This is a genomic window from uncultured Pontibacter sp. (assembly GCF_947495565.1).
Classification (GTDB): Bacteria; Bacteroidota; Bacteroidia; order Cytophagales; family Hymenobacteraceae; genus Pontibacter.
In genome coordinates this window covers 105,982-123,558 of the sequence record NZ_CANLZM010000010.1, presented here as the reverse complement: position 1 = coordinate 123,558, position 17,577 = coordinate 105,982, and the positions used below count along the sequence as shown (strand labels likewise).

Annotated in this window: 14 protein-coding genes and 1 pseudogene; 12 read left to right on the top strand and 3 right to left on the bottom strand. The window is 51.4% G+C overall.

Annotated features, from left to right (window positions below):
- Positions 1-183: 183 nt before the first annotated feature.
- On the bottom strand, positions 184-615 hold the full coding sequence (locus Q1B04_RS13620) for a hypothetical protein (RefSeq protein ID WP_299759635.1): 432 nt from the start codon (positions 613-615) through the stop codon (positions 184-186).
- Positions 616-690: 75 nt separating this feature from the next.
- Here Q1B04_RS13620 and Q1B04_RS13615 point away from each other — a divergent pair, with 75 nt between their 5' ends.
- Positions 691-1,176: a nucleoside deaminase gene (locus tag Q1B04_RS13615; RefSeq protein WP_299759633.1), complete on the top strand. Its 486-nt coding sequence runs from the start codon at positions 691-693 to the stop codon at positions 1,174-1,176.
- Between the two features lie 153 nt (positions 1,177-1,329).
- On the opposite strand, the gene ffh is transcribed toward Q1B04_RS13615, so the two are convergent.
- The gene (gene ffh / locus Q1B04_RS13610; RefSeq protein ID WP_299759631.1) at positions 1,330-2,667 is read right to left on the bottom strand and encodes a signal recognition particle protein; all 1,338 of its coding nucleotides are present in this window, start codon (positions 2,665-2,667) and stop codon (positions 1,330-1,332) included.
- A 180-nt stretch (positions 2,668-2,847) separates the two neighbouring features.
- Between ffh and Q1B04_RS13605 the strand changes: the two genes are divergently transcribed.
- The 11 genes and pseudogenes from Q1B04_RS13605 to Q1B04_RS13560 all read left to right on the top strand — a co-directional run bounded on the left by Q1B04_RS13605 (position 2,848) and on the right by Q1B04_RS13560 (position 16,292).
- On the top strand, positions 2,848-4,173 hold the full coding sequence (locus tag Q1B04_RS13605) for a glycosyltransferase family 4 protein (RefSeq protein WP_299759629.1): 1,326 nt from the start codon (positions 2,848-2,850) through the stop codon (positions 4,171-4,173).
- A 310-nt stretch (positions 4,174-4,483) separates the two neighbouring features.
- Positions 4,484-6,112 carry an AMP-binding protein gene (locus Q1B04_RS13600; RefSeq protein ID WP_299759627.1) on the top strand — a complete coding sequence of 543 codons (1,629 nt, stop codon included), beginning with the start codon at positions 4,484-4,486 and terminating at the stop codon, positions 6,110-6,112.
- 154 nt (positions 6,113-6,266) lie between these two features.
- On the top strand, positions 6,267-7,286 hold the full coding sequence (pseB, locus tag Q1B04_RS13595) for a UDP-N-acetylglucosamine 4,6-dehydratase (inverting) (RefSeq protein ID WP_299759625.1): 1,020 nt from the start codon (positions 6,267-6,269) through the stop codon (positions 7,284-7,286).
- Positions 7,287-7,343: 57 nt separating this feature from the next.
- Positions 7,344-8,516: a UDP-4-amino-4,6-dideoxy-N-acetyl-beta-L-altrosamine transaminase gene (pseC, locus tag Q1B04_RS13590; RefSeq protein WP_299759623.1), complete on the top strand. Its 1,173-nt coding sequence runs from the start codon at positions 7,344-7,346 to the stop codon at positions 8,514-8,516.
- Positions 8,509-9,204, top strand: a complete 696-nt coding sequence (gene pseF / locus Q1B04_RS13585) for a pseudaminic acid cytidylyltransferase (protein WP_299759621.1) — start codon at positions 8,509-8,511, stop codon at positions 9,202-9,204. Before pseC ends, pseF begins: the two co-directional genes overlap by 8 nt.
- The gene (gene pseG / locus Q1B04_RS13580) at positions 9,194-10,696 is read left to right on the top strand and encodes a UDP-2,4-diacetamido-2,4,6-trideoxy-beta-L-altropyranose hydrolase (protein ID WP_299759619.1); all 1,503 of its coding nucleotides are present in this window, start codon (positions 9,194-9,196) and stop codon (positions 10,694-10,696) included. The genes pseF and pseG overlap by 11 nt, the downstream gene beginning before the upstream one ends.
- Before the next feature lie 18 nt (positions 10,697-10,714).
- The gene (gene pseI, locus Q1B04_RS13575) at positions 10,715-11,758 is read left to right on the top strand and encodes a pseudaminic acid synthase (RefSeq protein WP_299759617.1); all 1,044 of its coding nucleotides are present in this window, start codon (positions 10,715-10,717) and stop codon (positions 11,756-11,758) included.
- Positions 11,759-11,761: 3 nt separating this feature from the next.
- Positions 11,762-13,039: a hypothetical protein gene (locus Q1B04_RS13570; RefSeq protein ID WP_299759615.1), complete on the top strand. Its 1,278-nt coding sequence runs from the start codon at positions 11,762-11,764 to the stop codon at positions 13,037-13,039.
- Positions 13,040-13,247: 208 nt separating this feature from the next.
- Positions 13,248-13,367: pseudogene (locus Q1B04_RS20035) on the top strand (hypothetical protein); the annotation flags it as partial.
- A gap of 5 nt (positions 13,368-13,372) precedes the next feature.
- On the top strand, positions 13,373-14,725 hold the full coding sequence (locus Q1B04_RS13565; RefSeq protein WP_299759613.1) for a hypothetical protein: 1,353 nt from the start codon (positions 13,373-13,375) through the stop codon (positions 14,723-14,725).
- Positions 14,726-14,804: 79 nt separating this feature from the next.
- Positions 14,805-16,292 (top strand): polysaccharide biosynthesis C-terminal domain-containing protein, encoded by a 1,488-nt coding sequence (locus Q1B04_RS13560; RefSeq protein WP_299759611.1) that lies wholly within the window; start codon positions 14,805-14,807, stop codon positions 16,290-16,292.
- A gap of 17 nt (positions 16,293-16,309) precedes the next feature.
- Here the strand turns inward: Q1B04_RS13560 and Q1B04_RS13555 are convergent, their stop codons facing one another.
- Positions 16,310-17,431 (bottom strand): DegT/DnrJ/EryC1/StrS family aminotransferase, encoded by a 1,122-nt coding sequence (locus Q1B04_RS13555; RefSeq protein ID WP_299759609.1) that lies wholly within the window; start codon positions 17,429-17,431, stop codon positions 16,310-16,312.
- Between the last annotated feature and the right edge of the window lie 146 nt (positions 17,432-17,577).

Sequence of the window (17,577 nt, the reverse complement as noted above, 5' to 3'; positions counted from 1 at the left end):
TAACTGCTAACGCCTCGTAAGTACATCAAAAGGAATAGTTAAATATAAAATAAATATAAGTATATTTAATAACCACTATCACCCAACCTCATTGCCTCTCAGGGGCTCCAATTGCAATAGCTTATACTTCGAGTATGCATTAACACCGCACAAGTGAAGTATAAGCTATTTATTTTTTGACTCTTAAATCAAGTATAGGCTACTTGGGCTAAACTGCCTTAATACCAATTTGTCATCAGCCACCTCTATTATCTCCCATCTATACATCATGGTGCTAAGTATGGATCCGCCGTCCACCTGCCTTGTCTGCAGACTAATGTACCTTTCAGGAGCCTTCAACTCCCACTTTCCCTCTTCTATACTTCCTGCACCAGCAACACCGTAATGCCGGTTTAAAGTATAGGTGCCATTTTCCCGAAAGGTCAGTTCCACTTTTTCGTGTGGCCGCACGGGCTCTTTCTCACTATTGTGTGCGTGAAACTGCTCGCGCAGCACCCAGGTCTTAGCAAGCATGCTTACTGTATCCGATTGCTGCACAGAGGCAGGCGAAACTGCATCCAACTTTGCAGGTGCGTTTACAGTAAGAGTCAGAAATAAAATCAGTGTTGATAACATGGATCAGGCATATTGGTCTACATAAGTATAACTTACGCAAAACGAGGAGTTTGCACAACAATCCTGTAACAAAAAATGGAAAACGACAAAGCACGCCACCAAGAGTATATGCGGGAGGCAATCAGCCTTTCGAATGTGAAAATGCTGGAAGGCTATGGCGGGCCTTTCGGGGCGGTGATTGTACGCAATGGAGTTGTAATTGCCAGAGGCTACAACAAAGTGCTGCACACCCATGACCCGACGGCACACGCCGAGGTAGAGGCTATCCGCTCTGCTTCTAAAACGCTTGGCACCCACGACCTCTCCGACTGCGACATATACGCCAGCTCCGAGCCCTGCCCTATGTGTCTGGGCGCGATTTACTGGGCGAGGCTCAAGAAAGTATACTACGGAAACCCGCACCAGGAGGCGGCCCGCATTGGTTTCGACGATTCCTTTATCTATGAGGAGCTAGAGAAGCCCGTAGCGCAGCGGCACATCCCGATGGAACAGCTACTGCCGCAAGAAGCCATTAAGGCATTTGAACTGTGGCAGCAGAAGGAGGACAAGCAAGCCTATTAAGTTAGAGAGTTAGAGAATCAGAGAGTTAAGGTATACTTTAACTTTAGCAGCAAAGTATAAAAAGCCGCTGGCAATACTTTAAAAGTATAACCAGCGGCTTTTTAGGAGCCCGGTTTTTATTAAACTGAGCGAGATCTATGTTTTAGTCTAGGACTAACGCTGCTTCATCATGTTGGCCAGGTTGCCAAGGCCACCGCGCTTACCCGACATCTTGTTCATAGAGCGCATCATTTTGCGCATGTCGTTAAACTGTTTCATCAGGTTGTTAACCTGCGTTACATCAGTACCACTGCCTTTGGCAATACGGGCACGGCGGCTGCCGCTGATCATGTCAGGGTTTTCACGCTCCTGCGGTGTCATCGATTTGATGATGGCCTCAATTGGCTTGAAGGCGTTCTCATCAATCTCCACATCCTTCAGGGCTTTGCCAACACCCGGTATCATACCTACCAGGTCTTTGATATCACCCATTTTCTTGATTTGCTCCAGCTGCGTGAGGAAGTCATCGAAGTTAAACTGGTTTTTGCGGATCTTCTTGTTGATACGCTTGGCCTCGTCCTCGTCAAAAGCCTGCTGCGCGCGCTCCACCAGGGAAATCACGTCGCCCATGCCCAGAATACGCTGCGCCATACGATCCGGGTAGAACAGATCCAGCGCTTCCATTTTCTCACCGGTAGAGATAAACTTGATCGGCTTCTCCACTACCGCACGGATAGAAAGGGCTGCACCACCACGCGAGTCACCATCCAACTTGGTCAGCACTACGCCGTCGAAGTTAATGCGCTCGTTGAAGGTCTTTGCCGTGTTCACCGCATCCTGGCCTGTCATGGAATCAACCACAAAAAGCGTTTCAGTTGGGTTTATAGCCTTCTTGATCTCAGCAATCTCATTCATCATCGCCTCATCCACAGCCAAACGACCGGCGGTGTCAATGATGACTACTTTTTTATGCGTTCTCTTGGCGTGCTCAATCGCGTTGAGGGCAATTTGCACCGGGTTTTTGTTATCCAACTCGGTATAAGCCTCTACACCAACCTGCTCGGCTAATACCTGCAGCTGGTTAATAGCCGCCGGACGGTACACGTCGCAGGCAGCCACCATAACAGAACGCCCTTGCTTTTTAATATGGCTGGCCAGTTTACCAGTAAAAGTTGTCTTACCGGAACCCTGAAGTCCGGAGATCAGGATAATAGCAGGGTCGCCTTTCAGGTTAATGTCCTGCTTCTCACCACCCATCAGTTCGGTCAGCTCCTCGTGCATGATCTTCACCATCAGCTGGCCCGGAGACACAGCAATCAGTACATCACGCCCTAAAGCCTTCTCCTTGATGTTATCGGTGACAGTTTTGGCAACTTTATAGTTTACGTCGGCATCCACCAAGGCGCGGCGCACCTCTTTAATGGTTGTCGCCACGTTGATTTCGGTAATGTTACCCTGGCCTTTCAGCGTTTTAAAGGCACGGTCTAACTTGTTACTTAAATTATCGAACATGTTCTTTTCTGGATTTACCTACAAAAATAAGGAATATCAACAATACTTGCTACTCAAATCTACGACATATAGCCGAACGGGTATAGTTCCAAATACAACAGCAGCCTTATTGGCGCGTAAAGCCATTATCGGAATGTTTTATTCCCTATATTTGAAAAAGAATGCTTATTCCGAATCGCTTTGAAAGAAACTGATTTAACCGACATACTTTATATTTCATACTACTGGCCGCCTTCCGGTGGCCCGGGTGTGCAGCGTGGCCTCAAGTTCTGTAAATACCTGCCACAGTTCGGGGTTTGCCCCACCGTGCTTACCGTAGATGAAAAGCAGGCCTCCTACCCGCTACTGGACGAAACCTTTACGCAGGAAGTTCCGGCAGGGCTGCAAGTATACCGCACAGCCACCTCAGAGCCGTTTGAGTATTATAAGAAACTCTCTGGTAAAAAAGAGATCCCGTATTCCGGTTTTGCAAACCAGCAATCAAAAGATACGCTGGTAGACAAGGTTTTTAAGTTTGTGCGGGGCAACCTGTTTATACCTGATGCACGCGTAGGCTGGAACAAACACGCATTGCGCAAGGCCGATGAACTGTTGCAAAGCGGCAAGTATAAAGCCATCGTCACGACCAGCCCGCCGCACTCTACACAACTTATCGGCTTAAAGTTAAAAAAGAAGTATAACCTGCCCTGGATTGCGGATTTGCGCGACCCCTGGACCAATATTCACTACTACGACCAGCTGCTGCACACGCCCATGGCCAAACGCCTGGACGAAAAGTATGAGCGCCAGGTGCTGGAGCAGGCCGACGCCGTTGTGGTGACCAGCGAAGACACCAAGCGCCTGTTCCTAAACAAGCCGGCAAGTATAGATGCCCGGAAAATCCATGTTATCCCAAATGGTTACGACGGGGCTGATTTTGTGTACGAGAGCAAACCGCCTAAAAATGAGCTGCTGATAACGTACACAGGCACTATTACGGAGCAGTACAACATAGATGTTTTCCTGAAAGTGCTGGCCCACCTGCTGTCTGTGCACAACGAGATAAATTATAAGCTGCGGTTTGTTGGCAAGGTATCAGAGGGCCTCAAAAAACGGATCGAGAAAGCGGGCGTGTTAGGCATCACGGAGTTTATACCTCATGTGCCACACCAGGAGTCGATTAAGTATATGATGGAAAGCACCGTGCTTTTCCTGGCGATTGCTGATGTGGAGAACGTTTATGCCAATGTGCCGGGCAAACTGTTTGAGTATTTGGCTTCCAACAAACCTATTATCGCGCTTGGCCCCGTGCATTCGGACATGGACCGCATTATAGACGAGTGTGGCGCAGGACGGCTCTTCCACTACACCGCCTATGACCTGATGCTGGACCACATGAACCAGTGGAGCAAAGCTTGGAAGATCAACCCGAACCTTGATTTGCCATACATCAATCACTCCCGCTTCTCCAGGGAGGCGCTGACGCAGGAGCTGGCGAAAATGATCTTAAAGCTGGCAAAGAAGTAAATTACTTTAAGTTAAAAGCTTTTAAGCCGGCACCGCATCTTGGCAATTTTATACTTTCGAGTCATGTAAAAGTATAAAACCATTTTTCAGCGCTTGATAAGTAAAAGTAACGGCTGCAGAAACCACTATTTTTTTGCGGCTACACATGTTAGAAATCGTAATCATACGTAAAGTGTTTTTCTTGGAAACGCCAGATTTATACTTTGCTAAAGAGCCTCGGCCTTCGGTTTGAAATCGTAACTACATAGGCCTGTCTGTTCGTTTAGAGAACGCGTATACTGAAATTGAAGGACTAACAACCTTATAAAGTATGCTTACTCTTTCCTATAGCCACGGCGCCAGCACCACGCCTTTACGCGGTGAAACCATCGGTCAGAGCCTTCGAAGCACAGTAGAAAAGCACGGAGACCGCGAAGCGCTTGTCATGGTGACGCAGAATTACCGCGCCACCTATAACCAACTTTGGGAGCAGGTGGAGCAGGTGGCAAAAAGCCTGTTAGCCTGCAACATTCAGCACGGAGACCGCGTGGGCATCTGGTCTCCCAACCGCTACGAGTGGGTACTGGTGCAGTTTGCCACAGCCCGCGTAGGCGCTATACTTGTCACTATTAACCCCGGCTATAAAATCAACGATCTGCAGTACGCGCTGCGGCAGAGCGAGATAAACCTGCTGATTGCAGCCCCTAACTTCCGGAGCACAAGCTATGTGGAGATGCTGGAGGAAATCCGGCCTTCGTGCGAATATCCGCTGCAAACCATAATCCTGGACCGGGACTGGGAAACATTTCTAAAAGCCGGAGAAAGTATAACAACCGCTGAGTTGGAGGCGCGGGAACAGACACTGCAGTTCGACGACCCTATCAACATCCAATACACTTCCGGCACCACCGGCCATCCAAAAGGAGCCACGCTTTCGCACCACAACATCCTGAACAACGGTTTCTTTATTGGTGAGCTGCTAAAGTATACGAAGCAGGACCGCGTTTGTATTCCCGTGCCTTTCTATCATTGCTTCGGGATGGTGATCGGCAATTTGGCCTGCATTGCCCATGGGGCCTGCATGGTTGTACCAGGTGAGTTCTTTGAGCCTGAACAGGTGATGCGGACCGTGCAGGAGGAAAAATGCACCTCACTTTACGGCGTGCCTACCATGTTTATCGCCGAACTGGATCATCCGAATTTCCATAAGTATGATTTTTCTTCGCTGCGCACCGGCGTTATGGCCGGCTCTAACTGCCCTATCGAGACAATGCGGAAAGTGCAGCAGCTAATGAATATGCAGGAGGTAACCGTTTGCTACGGCATGACGGAAACAAGCCCCGTATCCACCCAAAGCAGAACGGATGCTCCCTTAAATAAGCGAGTATCTACAGTTGGCACTGTGCACCCGCACCTGGAGGTAAAAATTGTGGACCCGGAAACTGGCCAGGTAGTGCCGCGGGGTGAGCGAGGCGAACTCTGCACCAGGGGCTACTCCGTCATGCTCGGGTATTGGGGCATGCCCGAAGCCACGGCCAAAGCCATTCGCAATGGTTGGATGCACACCGGTGATTTGGCCGTGATGGATGAAGAAGGTTATGTGCAGATAGTCGGCAGAATAAAGGACACGATCATTAGAGGCGGTGAAAACATCGCTCCGCGCGAAATAGAGGAATTCCTGATGACCCACCAGGGAGTTGTAGATGTGCAGGTAATCGGTGTGCCGGACGCCAAGTATGGCGAAGAGGTAATGGCCTGGGTAAAACCGAAAGAAGGCTTATCCGTTGACGCCTCCCAAATGGCAGCTTTCTGCAAAGGGAAAATAGCAACCGTTAAAATACCTAAATACTGGAAATTTGTAGAAAGCTTCCCAATGACCGTGACAGGCAAAATCAGAAAAGTAGAGATGCGGGAGATTTCAACCAAAGAGCTTCATTTAGAGCATATCACACAAGTATAAATTACTGTAGTTAAGAGGCGGCCCGTAATTGGCTACCTCTTAAATTTTGCTGCTTAGCACAGGTCCCGCCTATGTTCCCTTCCGTTAAAATAAGTATCTTGCAGCATGATTGGGTGACCATTTTGCACCCAAAGTATAAAGCGAAAAAAGTAGGATGGCGTTAGACCTCAACAACAAGGCTATATTAGTTACGGGCGGCACAGGCTCGTTCGGCAAGAAATTCGTGGAGATGGTATATGCCCGCTTCCCGGATGTGAGAAGAGTGGTAATTTATTCCCGCGATGAGCTAAAGCAGTTCGAAATGTCGCAGGTATTCCCGCACAGCAAGTATAACTCTGTCAGGTATTTTATTGGTGATGTGCGCGACGGAGAGCGATTTAAGCGCGCCTGCGAAGGAATTGACATTATTGTGCATGCCGCTGCCCTTAAACAAGTGCCTGCTGCCGAATATAACCCAATGGAGTGCATCAAAACCAATGTGCTGGGAGCTGAAAACGTAATTAACGCTGCCCTGGACTGTGGCGTGAAGGATGTAGTAGCCCTTTCGACAGACAAAGCCGCTGCGCCAATCAACCTGTACGGTGCCACCAAACTTTGTTCCGATAAGCTTTTCGTGGCCGCCAACAACATGCGTGGCAAGCGCGACATCCGCTTTTCAGTAGTCCGTTACGGCAATGTAATCGGCTCCCGAGGCTCCGTTGTGCCATTCTTCATGAAAAAACGTGCCGATGGCGTGCTCCCGATTACACACCCGGACATGACCCGCTTTAATATATCGTTGGAGGAAGGCGTTGAGCTAGTATTCCATGCGCTTGAAAACCATTGGGGCGGAGAGATTTTTGTGCCTAAGATTCCTTCTTACCGCATAACGGAAGTAGCCGAGGCTATTGGCCCAAATTGCGAGCAGGAGATCGTTGGTATCCGTCCGGGCGAAAAACTGCACGAGGAGATGATCACCGAAACCGACTCGCTCAACACCGTGGAGCTGGACAAATATTATGTTATACTTCCGTCTACGCCTATTTGGAGCACAGAGAAATTTCTGGAAGCACACAACGGCAAAATGGTTGAAATGGGCTTTAAATACAACTCCGGCACCAATACTGATTGGTTAACTGTAGAACAGCTGCGCGATCAGATTCGTGAGCACGTGGACCCTAATTTTACTGCGTAAAAGACTAAAGTATTAGAACTTAAGATTTCACTCGTGACTCAGAACTCAGAACTCAAAATGCATATACCTTACGGCCGCCAGCACATCAACGACGCCGACATTCAGGCGGTGGTAGAGACACTACAGTCGGACTTTTTGACGCAGGGGCCGAAGGTGGCGCAGTTCGAGGAGGCCTTCGCCAGTTATGTGGGCGCCAAGTACGCCGTGGCGGTGAGCAACGGCACGGCCGCGCTACACCTGTGCACGCTGGCGCTGGGCGTGGGCCAGGGGAGCCGGGTGATCACCACCCCCATCACCTTCGTGGCCTCTGCCAACTGCGTGCGCTATTGCGGCGGCGAGGTGGAGTTCGCCGACATCGACCCTGAGACGGCGCTGCTGAACGTGGAGAAGGTGCGCCAACTGGTGGAGAGCAAACCGAAGGGACACTACGCCGGCATCATCCCCGTGGACTTCGCCGGCAACCCGGTGAACCTGGAGGCGTTCCGGAACCTGGCCGACGAGCACGAGCTGTGGCTCATCGAGGACGCGGCCCACTCCCCGGGCGGCTACTTCACCGACAGCCGGGGCGAGCGGCAGCACTGCGGCAACGGCCGCTACGCCGACCTGGCGATCTTCTCCTTCCACCCTGTGAAGCACATCGCCACCGGCGAGGGCGGCATGGTGACCACCAACGACGAGGCGCTGTACAAAAAGCTGCTGCTCTACCGCACCCACGGCATCACCCGCGACACGGAGCTGCTGGAGGAGAACCACGGCGGCTGGTATATGGAGATGCAGGAGCTGGGCTACAACTACCGCATCCCCGACATGCTCTGCGCCCTGGGCCTCTCGCAGCTGCAGCGCGCGGACGCAGGCCTGGCCCGGCGCAGGGGCATCGCCAAGGTATACGACGAGGCCTTTGCCGCGGTGCAGGGCATCGAGACACTCGCCACAGCGGCAGAGGCGCTGCAAGGCGGGGAAACAGGCCACGCCTATCACCTATACGTGATCAAGGTAGCCGACCGAAAAGGACTTTACAATTTCCTGCGGGAGCACGGCATCTACGCGCAGGTGCACTACATTCCCGCCCACACCATGCCCTACTACCGCGGCTTGGGCTACAGCAAAGGTGATTTCCCGGAGGCGGAAAGCTACTACGCCGCCTGCCTGAGCCTGCCCATGTACCCGACGCTGACGCAGCAGGAGCAGGAGTTCGTGATCGGCAAGGTCAAGGAGTTTGTGGGTGCGTAACATCGCCATCATACCGGCACGCGGGGGCAGCAAGCGCATCCCCCGCAAGAACATCAAAGGCTTTTTGGGCAAGCCCGTCATCGCCTACTCGGTGGAGGCGGCGCTGGCGTCGGGGCTTTTCGGGGAGGTGATGGTGTCCACGGACGATGAAGAAATCGCGCAAGTGGCAAGGGAGCACGGCGCCAGCGTGCCCTTCATGCGGAGCCCAAAAGCCTCCGACGACTACGCCACCACGGCCCAGGTGCTTGCGGAGGTGCTGGAGAGGTATGAATCGGCGGGAAGGGAGTTTGACCACGCCTGCTGCATTTACCCCACCGCCCCCTTCGTCACGGCCGATATACTTGGAGTTGCTTACGCTAAGCTCACCAAAGGCGGTTTCGACTCGGTTTTCCCGGTGCTGCGCTACTCTTACCCGATCTGGCGAAGCCTGAAGGTGGAGGACGGCAAGGCCGTGATGAACTGGCCCGAGCACCTGAACAGCCGCTCCCAGGACCTGACTGCAGCCTTCCACGACGCCGGCCAATTCTACTGGTTCCAAGCGGGGAAGTTTCTGGAGAGCGGAAAGATCTTTACCGCCAACTCGGGCGTAGTGGAGCTCTCGGAGCTGGAGGCGCAGGACATCGACACGGAAACGGATTGGCAACTGGCCGAACTCAAGTACAGACTGCTGCACAACATTGAACGATAGAGACAAAGATATAGCTAAGGAGAAGCCCCGCATCGTCTTCCGTGCCGACGGCAACAGCCGCATCGGCCTAGGGCACGTGGTGAGGTCTCTGGCCCTGGCCCGGATGCTCCAGGGTGAGTTCTCTTGCGTGTTCGCCATTCAGGAGCCGGAGGAGCCGCTGGTGCGGCAGCTGCGGGAAGTGTGCGCAGATGTGCTTGTGCTGCCGGAGGGAGAGGTGGGTGAGCTGGAAGCTTATTACCTGGCGGAGAAGGTGCTGCGCCCGACGGACGTGGTGGTGCTCGACGGCTACAGCTTCGGAACGGCTTACCAGCAGGTGATCAAGGCCAAAGGCTGCGCCCTTGTCTGCATCGATGACATACACGCCTATCCTTTCGCGGCGGACGCTGTGATCAATATGGCAGGCGGAATCGCAAAAGAAAAGTATGAAACCGCGCCTTACACCAAACTACTGCTCGGGCCCAGGTATGCGCTGCTGCGGCCTCCTTTTCTTCAGGCAGCCACGTCACCACGGGGTTTACCCGCGCCAGGTGCGCGCGCCCTTCTTAACATGGGCGGCGCTGATCCGCAAAATCATACTTTAAAAATCGCTAAAGACCTGGGGCGCATCCAAAATTTAGCTAAGGTTGAGGTGATAGTTGGCAGTGCTTATCAGCATCTTCCCGAACTGGAGGCGTGGCTGCTACAGAACCCAAAATACAGGTTGCACCGGAACCTGAATGACAAGCAGATGTGCCGGCTGATGCAGTCTTGCGCTGTGGCTGTAACTTCTGCCAGCGGCGTGGCCTACGAGTATGCCTCTGTGGGCGGTTTGCTCTACGTGCTGCAGACGGCCGACAACCAGCAGGGGCTTTACGCATTCCTGACGGGCACAGGTGTTGCCAGGAAGTATGAGGAGCTGCAAAGCACAAGCCTCGAAAACCTGACAGCAGAGTTCATTCAGCAGGTGCGGGTGCAGCGGGGATACTTCGACGGAAAAAGCGACGTGCGGCTGCGGGAGGGGTTTCGCAAACTCAGCCTTGCCGCCATCCTTACACTTAGAAAAGCGACAGAAGAAGACCTGCTGCTGGTTTACAACTGGAACAACGACCCGGAGGTGAGGCGGCAGTCCTTCAACCCGAAGCCCATCCCGCTGACCAATCACCAGGCGTGGTTCAGGGCAAGGCTGGTAGACTCCGCCACGCCTCTCTATATCGCCGAGGCGGCAGGTGTGCCCGCAGCCCAGATCCGCTTCAGCCTCTCGGAGGGCAGGGCCGTGATCAGCTACTTGGTTGCCAGCGCGTTCAGGAGCAAAGGGCTTGGGCACGTGGTTTTGCTGAAGGGCGTTGAGAGGCTCCTGCAGGAACATCCTGAACTAGAACTTGTGGAGGGGCTGGTGCAGAAAGACAATATGGCATCCGTTAAAGCCTTCGAGAAGGCCGGCTTTGCATACGGTGCGCCTGATACGGAGCACCCTCAGGCGCACCGTTTCGTGCTGGGGCTATCAAAGAATTAAATTTAAAGAGAGAAAAACATGACTAGCGATATCAACATAGCCGGCCGTTTGGTCGGGCCAAACCACAAACCTTTTATCATCGCCGAGATGTCGGGCAACCACAACCAGTCGCTGGAGCGCGCCCTGGCCCTTGTGGATGCAGCCGCGCACGCGGGGGCTGATGCCATAAAGCTGCAGACCTACACCGCCGACACCATGACACTGCCTGGAGCCTTTACCATCGAGGATGAGAACTCGCTTTGGAAAGGTCGCGAGCTCTATGACCTGTATAAGGAGGCATACACCCCGTGGGAGTGGCACAAGCCAATCTTTGAGCGGGCAAAGGAGCGCGGCATGATCGCCTTCTCCTCCCCCTTCGACGAGACGGCGGTGGACTTCCTGGAGGAGCTCGGAGCGCCGGTTTACAAGATCGCCTCTTTCGAGAACACCGACCATCCGCTGCTGCGCAGGGTGGCCGCCACGGGCATGCCCGTGATCATGAGCACCGGGGCCGCCACCCTGCAGGAGGTGGCCGAGGCTGTAGAGGTGCTGCGCCAGGCCGGCTGCCTGCAGCTCATACTTTTGAAGTGCACCAGCACCTATCCTTCCACGCCCGCTAACACCAACCTTGTCACCATTCCGCACATGCGCGAGCTTTACAACGTGCAGGTGGGCCTCTCGGACCATACCATGGGAATAGGCGCGGCCGTGGCGGCCGTGGCCCTGGGAGCCACGGTGGTCGAGAAACACTTCACCCTCCGCAGGGCAGACGGCGGCGTGGACTCGGCCTTCTCGCTGGAGCCCGAGGAGCTGCATGCGCTGGTGGTGGAGTCGGAAAGGGCCTGGCAGGCCATGGGGCACGTGCAGTACGGCGTGCAGCGGGCCGAGGAGAAGAGCCGCCTGTTCAAGCGCTCCGTCTACGCGGCCAAAGACATTGCCGCCGGCGAGCAGCTGACCGGCGAGAATATCCGCGTGATCCGTCCGGGGCTTGGGCTCGCGCCCAAGCACTACGACACGCTGCTGGGCAAGCAGGCAAAGCAGGACATAAAGGCCGGAACGCCGCTTAACTGGGATTTGGTGTAACACATGCAAAAATGGTATGCTTTATACAACCGTATTCTCCACCTGCACTTTTCGGACGGTTTTTTAAAACTTCCTGAAAGTGCAAAAGCTGCCGTTTCGCCGAGTTCGCTTGTAAAAAGGCTGCTCAAGATGGCAGGCTATACGTTGGTGCGGCTATTCGGAAATTTATTCCGGCAGGTAGAGCGCCCTCAAAAGTTACAGGGTAAAGTATGGCTATATGTTGTAAGTCAAAATAACTACGACAGCCTGCACTTTTTAAAAGATAATTTACCTGAAACTGTTATGGTAGCAGGCCAAAGCAAAAATATTGGCAGGTATAGCAAAGCAGTAGAGCGCATTTCACTCCGAAAGAAGATCCTGTATTACTATAAATTTTTACCGCTATACTTCTGGTTTTTAAAAAACAAAAAATTAAGCACGCAGCGTTTTGCAGACGTGCTGTATGATGCTGTCGGCTTTTACGAAGTATACTTAACTAAACTACGGAAATATAAACCTGCCGCGATCGTTTTCGCAAATGACCATAACCCCGATGCTCGCGCCATGCTGTTGGCTGCGAAAGCATCAGGCGTCAAAACAGTTTATATTCAACATGCGAGTGTCAGCTCTATATTTCCTCCCCTGGAGTATGATTTAAATTTACTGGAAGGCCAGGATGCATGGGATAAGTATAAATTATGCGGCCCGATAACTGGTGAGGTAAGACTGGTAGGCATGCCGAAAGCAGATGCATTTGTACCTTACCGCAACACGAATCAGATTATCAAAACCATTGGTATAGGAAGTAACCTGATGGATGATGTGGCGGAAGTAGAGAAACTGGTACGGCAGCTGACCCGAGAGTTTCCTGAGCTTCAAACCATACTCCGCCCTCACCCGCGCGATACCCGAAACTTTTCCCGGATTGCATCAATAAGCCCTCAAATAACCCTCTCCGATAGCCGAACTGTAACAACATTTGACTACCTGCGCCAGATTGATGTGCAAATAAGCGGTAACTCGGGTATCCACTTAGAGGCGGTACTGTTAAACGTGTGGTCTATTTTTTACGATTTCAGTCCAAACCAAAAATTGAGTGACTACTATGGCTTTATTGAGCACGGGCTTATAGACATAGCAGACGGGCCAGGAAAGTTGATTCATCTGCTGCACAAGCATCTTAATAGCAAGCCTGATACAGTTGAGAGAGCAAAATACTACAATGCCACGGTAGGTACGGCTTATGATGGCTTCAGCGGCACCCTGGTACTAAAGTATATTGATAAATTTATAAATCATTAATGCTTTGATGGACTAATGCCTGGTTTGATTATCATATTCCAGTGGAGCACCGATTATTTTAGAGTCGACAACCCAACCAGTTAAGCAAATGAGGCCTCAAAAATCCCCTCCAAAAAGAAAAGACAGTTTCCGCTTTTTCAGACTTCTGATATTTCAGTAAAACCGCTTTAGCTAAAAAATTTACTAGTGTAGAAAATCTGTATACCAATCCGACCGTTATGACAATAGCTGGTCGGCGGATGGAGCGCCGGCTGGTGTATACTACTATAAGTTTACCAGCAGCAGAACCAGCAAAGTTTATAAGGGCTGGCTCGAAGTAATAAAATAATCATTTTGTATATATACGATTTCACTTTACTGCATTTCCACCTGCTCTACCCTAAGTCTAAAGCGCTTAGTTTTAACTACGGCGCAGGCGGTGCAGCCAAAATCAACATAAAAAAGTATGAGGGGAGTTTCTTTGAAAAGAAGCGCCCGCGCCCGCAGCAGGTTTTCTGGAAAGAGTGGCAAGGCGTTAGGTTGCCACTCTTTTTTGAGGAGGACGACCAGCAAGAGCTTATCACATACCACCCTGACGGCTCGGCAAGTATAAATTATGATATTATAGCCTCAGCCTTTTTCCTGCTCAGCGGGTGGCAAGAGTATTATGGCCCAGAGCGTGACCGCTTTCATCGTTATACTTACAAAGCCAGTGTGCAGGCCAGGTATAACTTTATCACCAAGCCTGTAGTGAATTATTATTTCGAGATGCTGCGGGAAGTGCTGGAGAAAGTATACGGGGCAAACCTGCAGCACGACCATTGGGGCAATAACGGCATGGCCACCTGCCTTACCTGCAATGTGGACCGCCTGCACAGCGCATGGCACGTGGCTGGCAAGCAACTGCTGTACCATGCCAAAGCGTTTGACCTGACAAAAGTGTTGCTGCAGAAAGCAGTGGGTAAAGACGCTTGGTTTAACCTACCAGAGGTAATGGCTACCGCTGAAAAGTATGGCGCAAAGACCACCTTCTTTTTCCTGCCGAGCAACCAGCGCTACAATGGCCACCCCAATGCTGACCACGACCTGACCAAACTCAAGTACCAGAACCTGATGCAAAAAATATCGGACCGGAGACATGAGGTGGCGCTGCAAGGCAGTTTCGGAACGGCTAACGACCTGGTGCAGCTGAAGTCGGACCGTGGCAAACTGGCACAGCAGGCGCAGGGCAACCGCTTTCACTACCTCTGCTTTCAGCCAGAAACTACCCCGCAGGTGCTACAGCAAAGCAATCTTGCCTACGACTCTACCCTAGGTTTTTCAGAGCATATCGGATTCCGAAATTCTTATTGCCACCCCTTCTACCCTTTCGACTTTAAAAACCGGAAAGCGCATACTTATTTGGAACTGCCCCTGATGCTGATGGATGCTTCGCTGTACGATGTAAATTTTATGCATCTGAAACCGAAAGAGGCACTGGAGAAAATACAGCCGATGCTGGAGGAGGTGCAGAAATTCAGAGGGCTGCTCACCATACTTTGGCATAATGAGAATTACTCCAAATACAACGAGCACCCCGTGCCCAAAGGCGAACCAAGCTGGCGCGAAGTGCTGGAGACAATACTGCAGCAACTAAAAGCGGCCGGCTCAGAATTTTATACGTGTGCGGAGGCAGCAGCCATATCAAAAGGCGGGAAACAAGTATAACACATAAATTCCTCTCAAAGCTCAACTAATTATATAGTATCCATCGCATTTACTATTTTTGCGGTTCACTCTTTAGCCAATGAGCAGAACCTTACAGCGCGAAGGAATCTGGAACACCACTATTTCGTATGCCGGCATCCTGATCGGGTATGTAAACACGGTGCTGCTATTCCCGAACTTTATGGACGAAGCGGAGGTGGGCCTTACGCGCCTGCTGCTGTCCATTTCGGTTATGTACGCGCAGTTTTCCGCCCTTGGCTTCGTGAACATGAGCGTGCGCTACTTTCCGTATTTCAGGGATCCGGAGAAGCAGCACAATGGTTTTCTGTTCCTGCTGCTCTCGGTGCCGCTGCTTGGCTTTATACTTACCACAGCGCTTTTTCTGCTCTTTAAGCCAACAGTTGTTGATTATTACATCAACAACTCACCGCTCATCATCGATTATTATTATTACCTGATTCCGCTCTCGCTGTTCACGCTGCTGTTCAACATGTTCACGGCGTACCTGCGCTCGCTCTATAAAACCATTGCCTCCTCGTTTGTGCAGGATTTCCTGCTGCGCATACTTACTACGGCGCTTATCAGTGTGTATGCTTTAGGCGTGATGGAGTTTCATACTTTTGTGCTGCTCTACATTATCGTGAATTCGGTGGGCGCGCTGGCACTGGCTGGCTATATTATCTGGCTGAAGCAGCTTTACCTGAAGCCCTCGCTGGCTGTCATGAGCATCATCCCCATTCGGGAGTTATTTTATTATGGCTTCTTTACGCTGCTCGGCAATGTCTCCACCACCATCATTACCACCGTAGACCAGGTGATGATCTCCTCCTACAGCCTCTCTGACAACGGCATTTACACTACGGCATTCTTCATGACGAGCGCCATACTTGTACCAGGCCGCTCCATACTTAAAATAGCGCACCCGCAGGTGGCAGAGTACTGGAAGGAGAAGGATATGGCGGGTATGGGCAAGCTGTATCAGAACGTGACCATGATCAACCTGATTGTGGGGCTGCTGATCTTCATTGGCATTTGGGCGAACATAGACAACATCTACGAATTTATGCCCGCTAGTTACCGCGCCGGCAAGTACGTGGTGCTGTTTCTGGCGCTGGCCCGCCTCGTAGACCTGGCCACAAGCCTGAACGGGGCTATTTTAGCTACATCAGACAAGTATAAATGGGATCTGGCTTTTAACATGGTGCTGGCCGGCCTCACCATCTGGACGAACTGGTACTTTATTCCGCGCTATGGCATAGAGGGAGCAGCGCTTGCTTCCATGATCTCGTTGGTGACCATGAACATAGCCCGTCTTTTATTTGTAAAATTCATTTATCACATTCAGCCGTTTACTTGGAGCGCGCTACGTATAACCGCTATCGCTGCGGCTACGCTGGGTGGCTCATACCTCCTGCCCTATCTGGGTAATGTTTTTTTAGATATCATTGTACGATCATTCCTGATCTTAGCCACCTATATGGTATTGGCTCTCAACCTGAATATCTACCCAGAGATGAATGCCTGGCTGCGGAAGGTTATTTACGGCATTACCGGCTGGAAACTATAGCTATACTTTCATCTCCATCAACTATTCTGCTTAACATAATTTAGCACATGCTGACAAATATAGGTTAGCTGATCCTCTTTCAGTTCGGAGTGCATGGGCAGGGCAAGCGTACTTTGGCTGAGCAGCTCCGCCACCGGCAGGTCTCCTTTTTTATATCTTAAATTGCTAAAATCTGGCAGCAAGTGCAGCGGCTGCGGATAGTATACCATACTTGGAATAAAATTGTCGCGCAGGTGCTGCTGTAGCCCATTTCGCATGTCGGGAGCCACTTTTATAGTATATTGCTGATATGTATGTGAGCTGTAAAGTGCACGATTAGGCGCTTGGATTTGCTCTGTCTCAGCAAAAGCATTATCATAAAACCGGGCTATCTCCTGCCTCGATTCGTTATAGCCGTTCAGGTACTTGATTTTTACATCCAGCATGGCGGCTTGCAGCGTTTCGAGGTGCGTACTGAACGTATACTTCCCGCCCATACCGTCGGATATCAGCTGTTGCATCCGCTGCGCCAGTTCAGCGTTGCTGGTAAAGGCGGTTCCACCCTCTCCGGCGTCTGCCGTAGGTTTGGTTGGGTAAAAGGAAGCATAACCGATATGGCCTATTGCCCCAGCCTGCTGCGTCTGCTCATCAGGCCATGTATATGTCGCTCCCAAGGCTTGTGTCACATCCTCCAGCACCCATATTTTGTACTTTGCTGCCAGCTCCAGCAGCTCCTGCATAGGGGCGCACTGGCCAAAAAGATGTACCGGCACAATAGCAGCTGTAGCTGGTGTAAGTAAACGTTCTACCGCAGCCGGATCAAGTATAAAAGTATCTGCAGCTACATCCGCAAAGACAGGTTTCAAGCCAAGCTTTGTGATTATTTCAGGTAACGCTTCGTAGCAAAAGGCAGGAAGTATAACTTCGGCTCCGGCGGGCAGCTGCAACGCCAGCAGAGACAGCTCCAGTGCTTCGGAGCCACTGCCACACGGAACCGCTTTTTGCACTTGCAGATAACTCTCAATGCTTCTGGCAAACGCTTGCACCTGCGGCCCCTCCTCCAAACTCATCGTAGCCATCACGACACTGAAGGCAGCATCAAGCTCAGGTTTTAACTTTGCATACTGCGCCTTTGATGCCGTCATTTTAATGTCTTCCATAGCGGGTTATACTTGGGTGATGTAAAGCAAATATAGGAATATGAACGGCAAATGTTCTGAAGTAAACCAGATAGCTCAGGCTCACAAGTGTTTACAGGTATGAAACCCAGCCTGAATTAAGCTCGTTTAGCTAAAACTGAAACAAA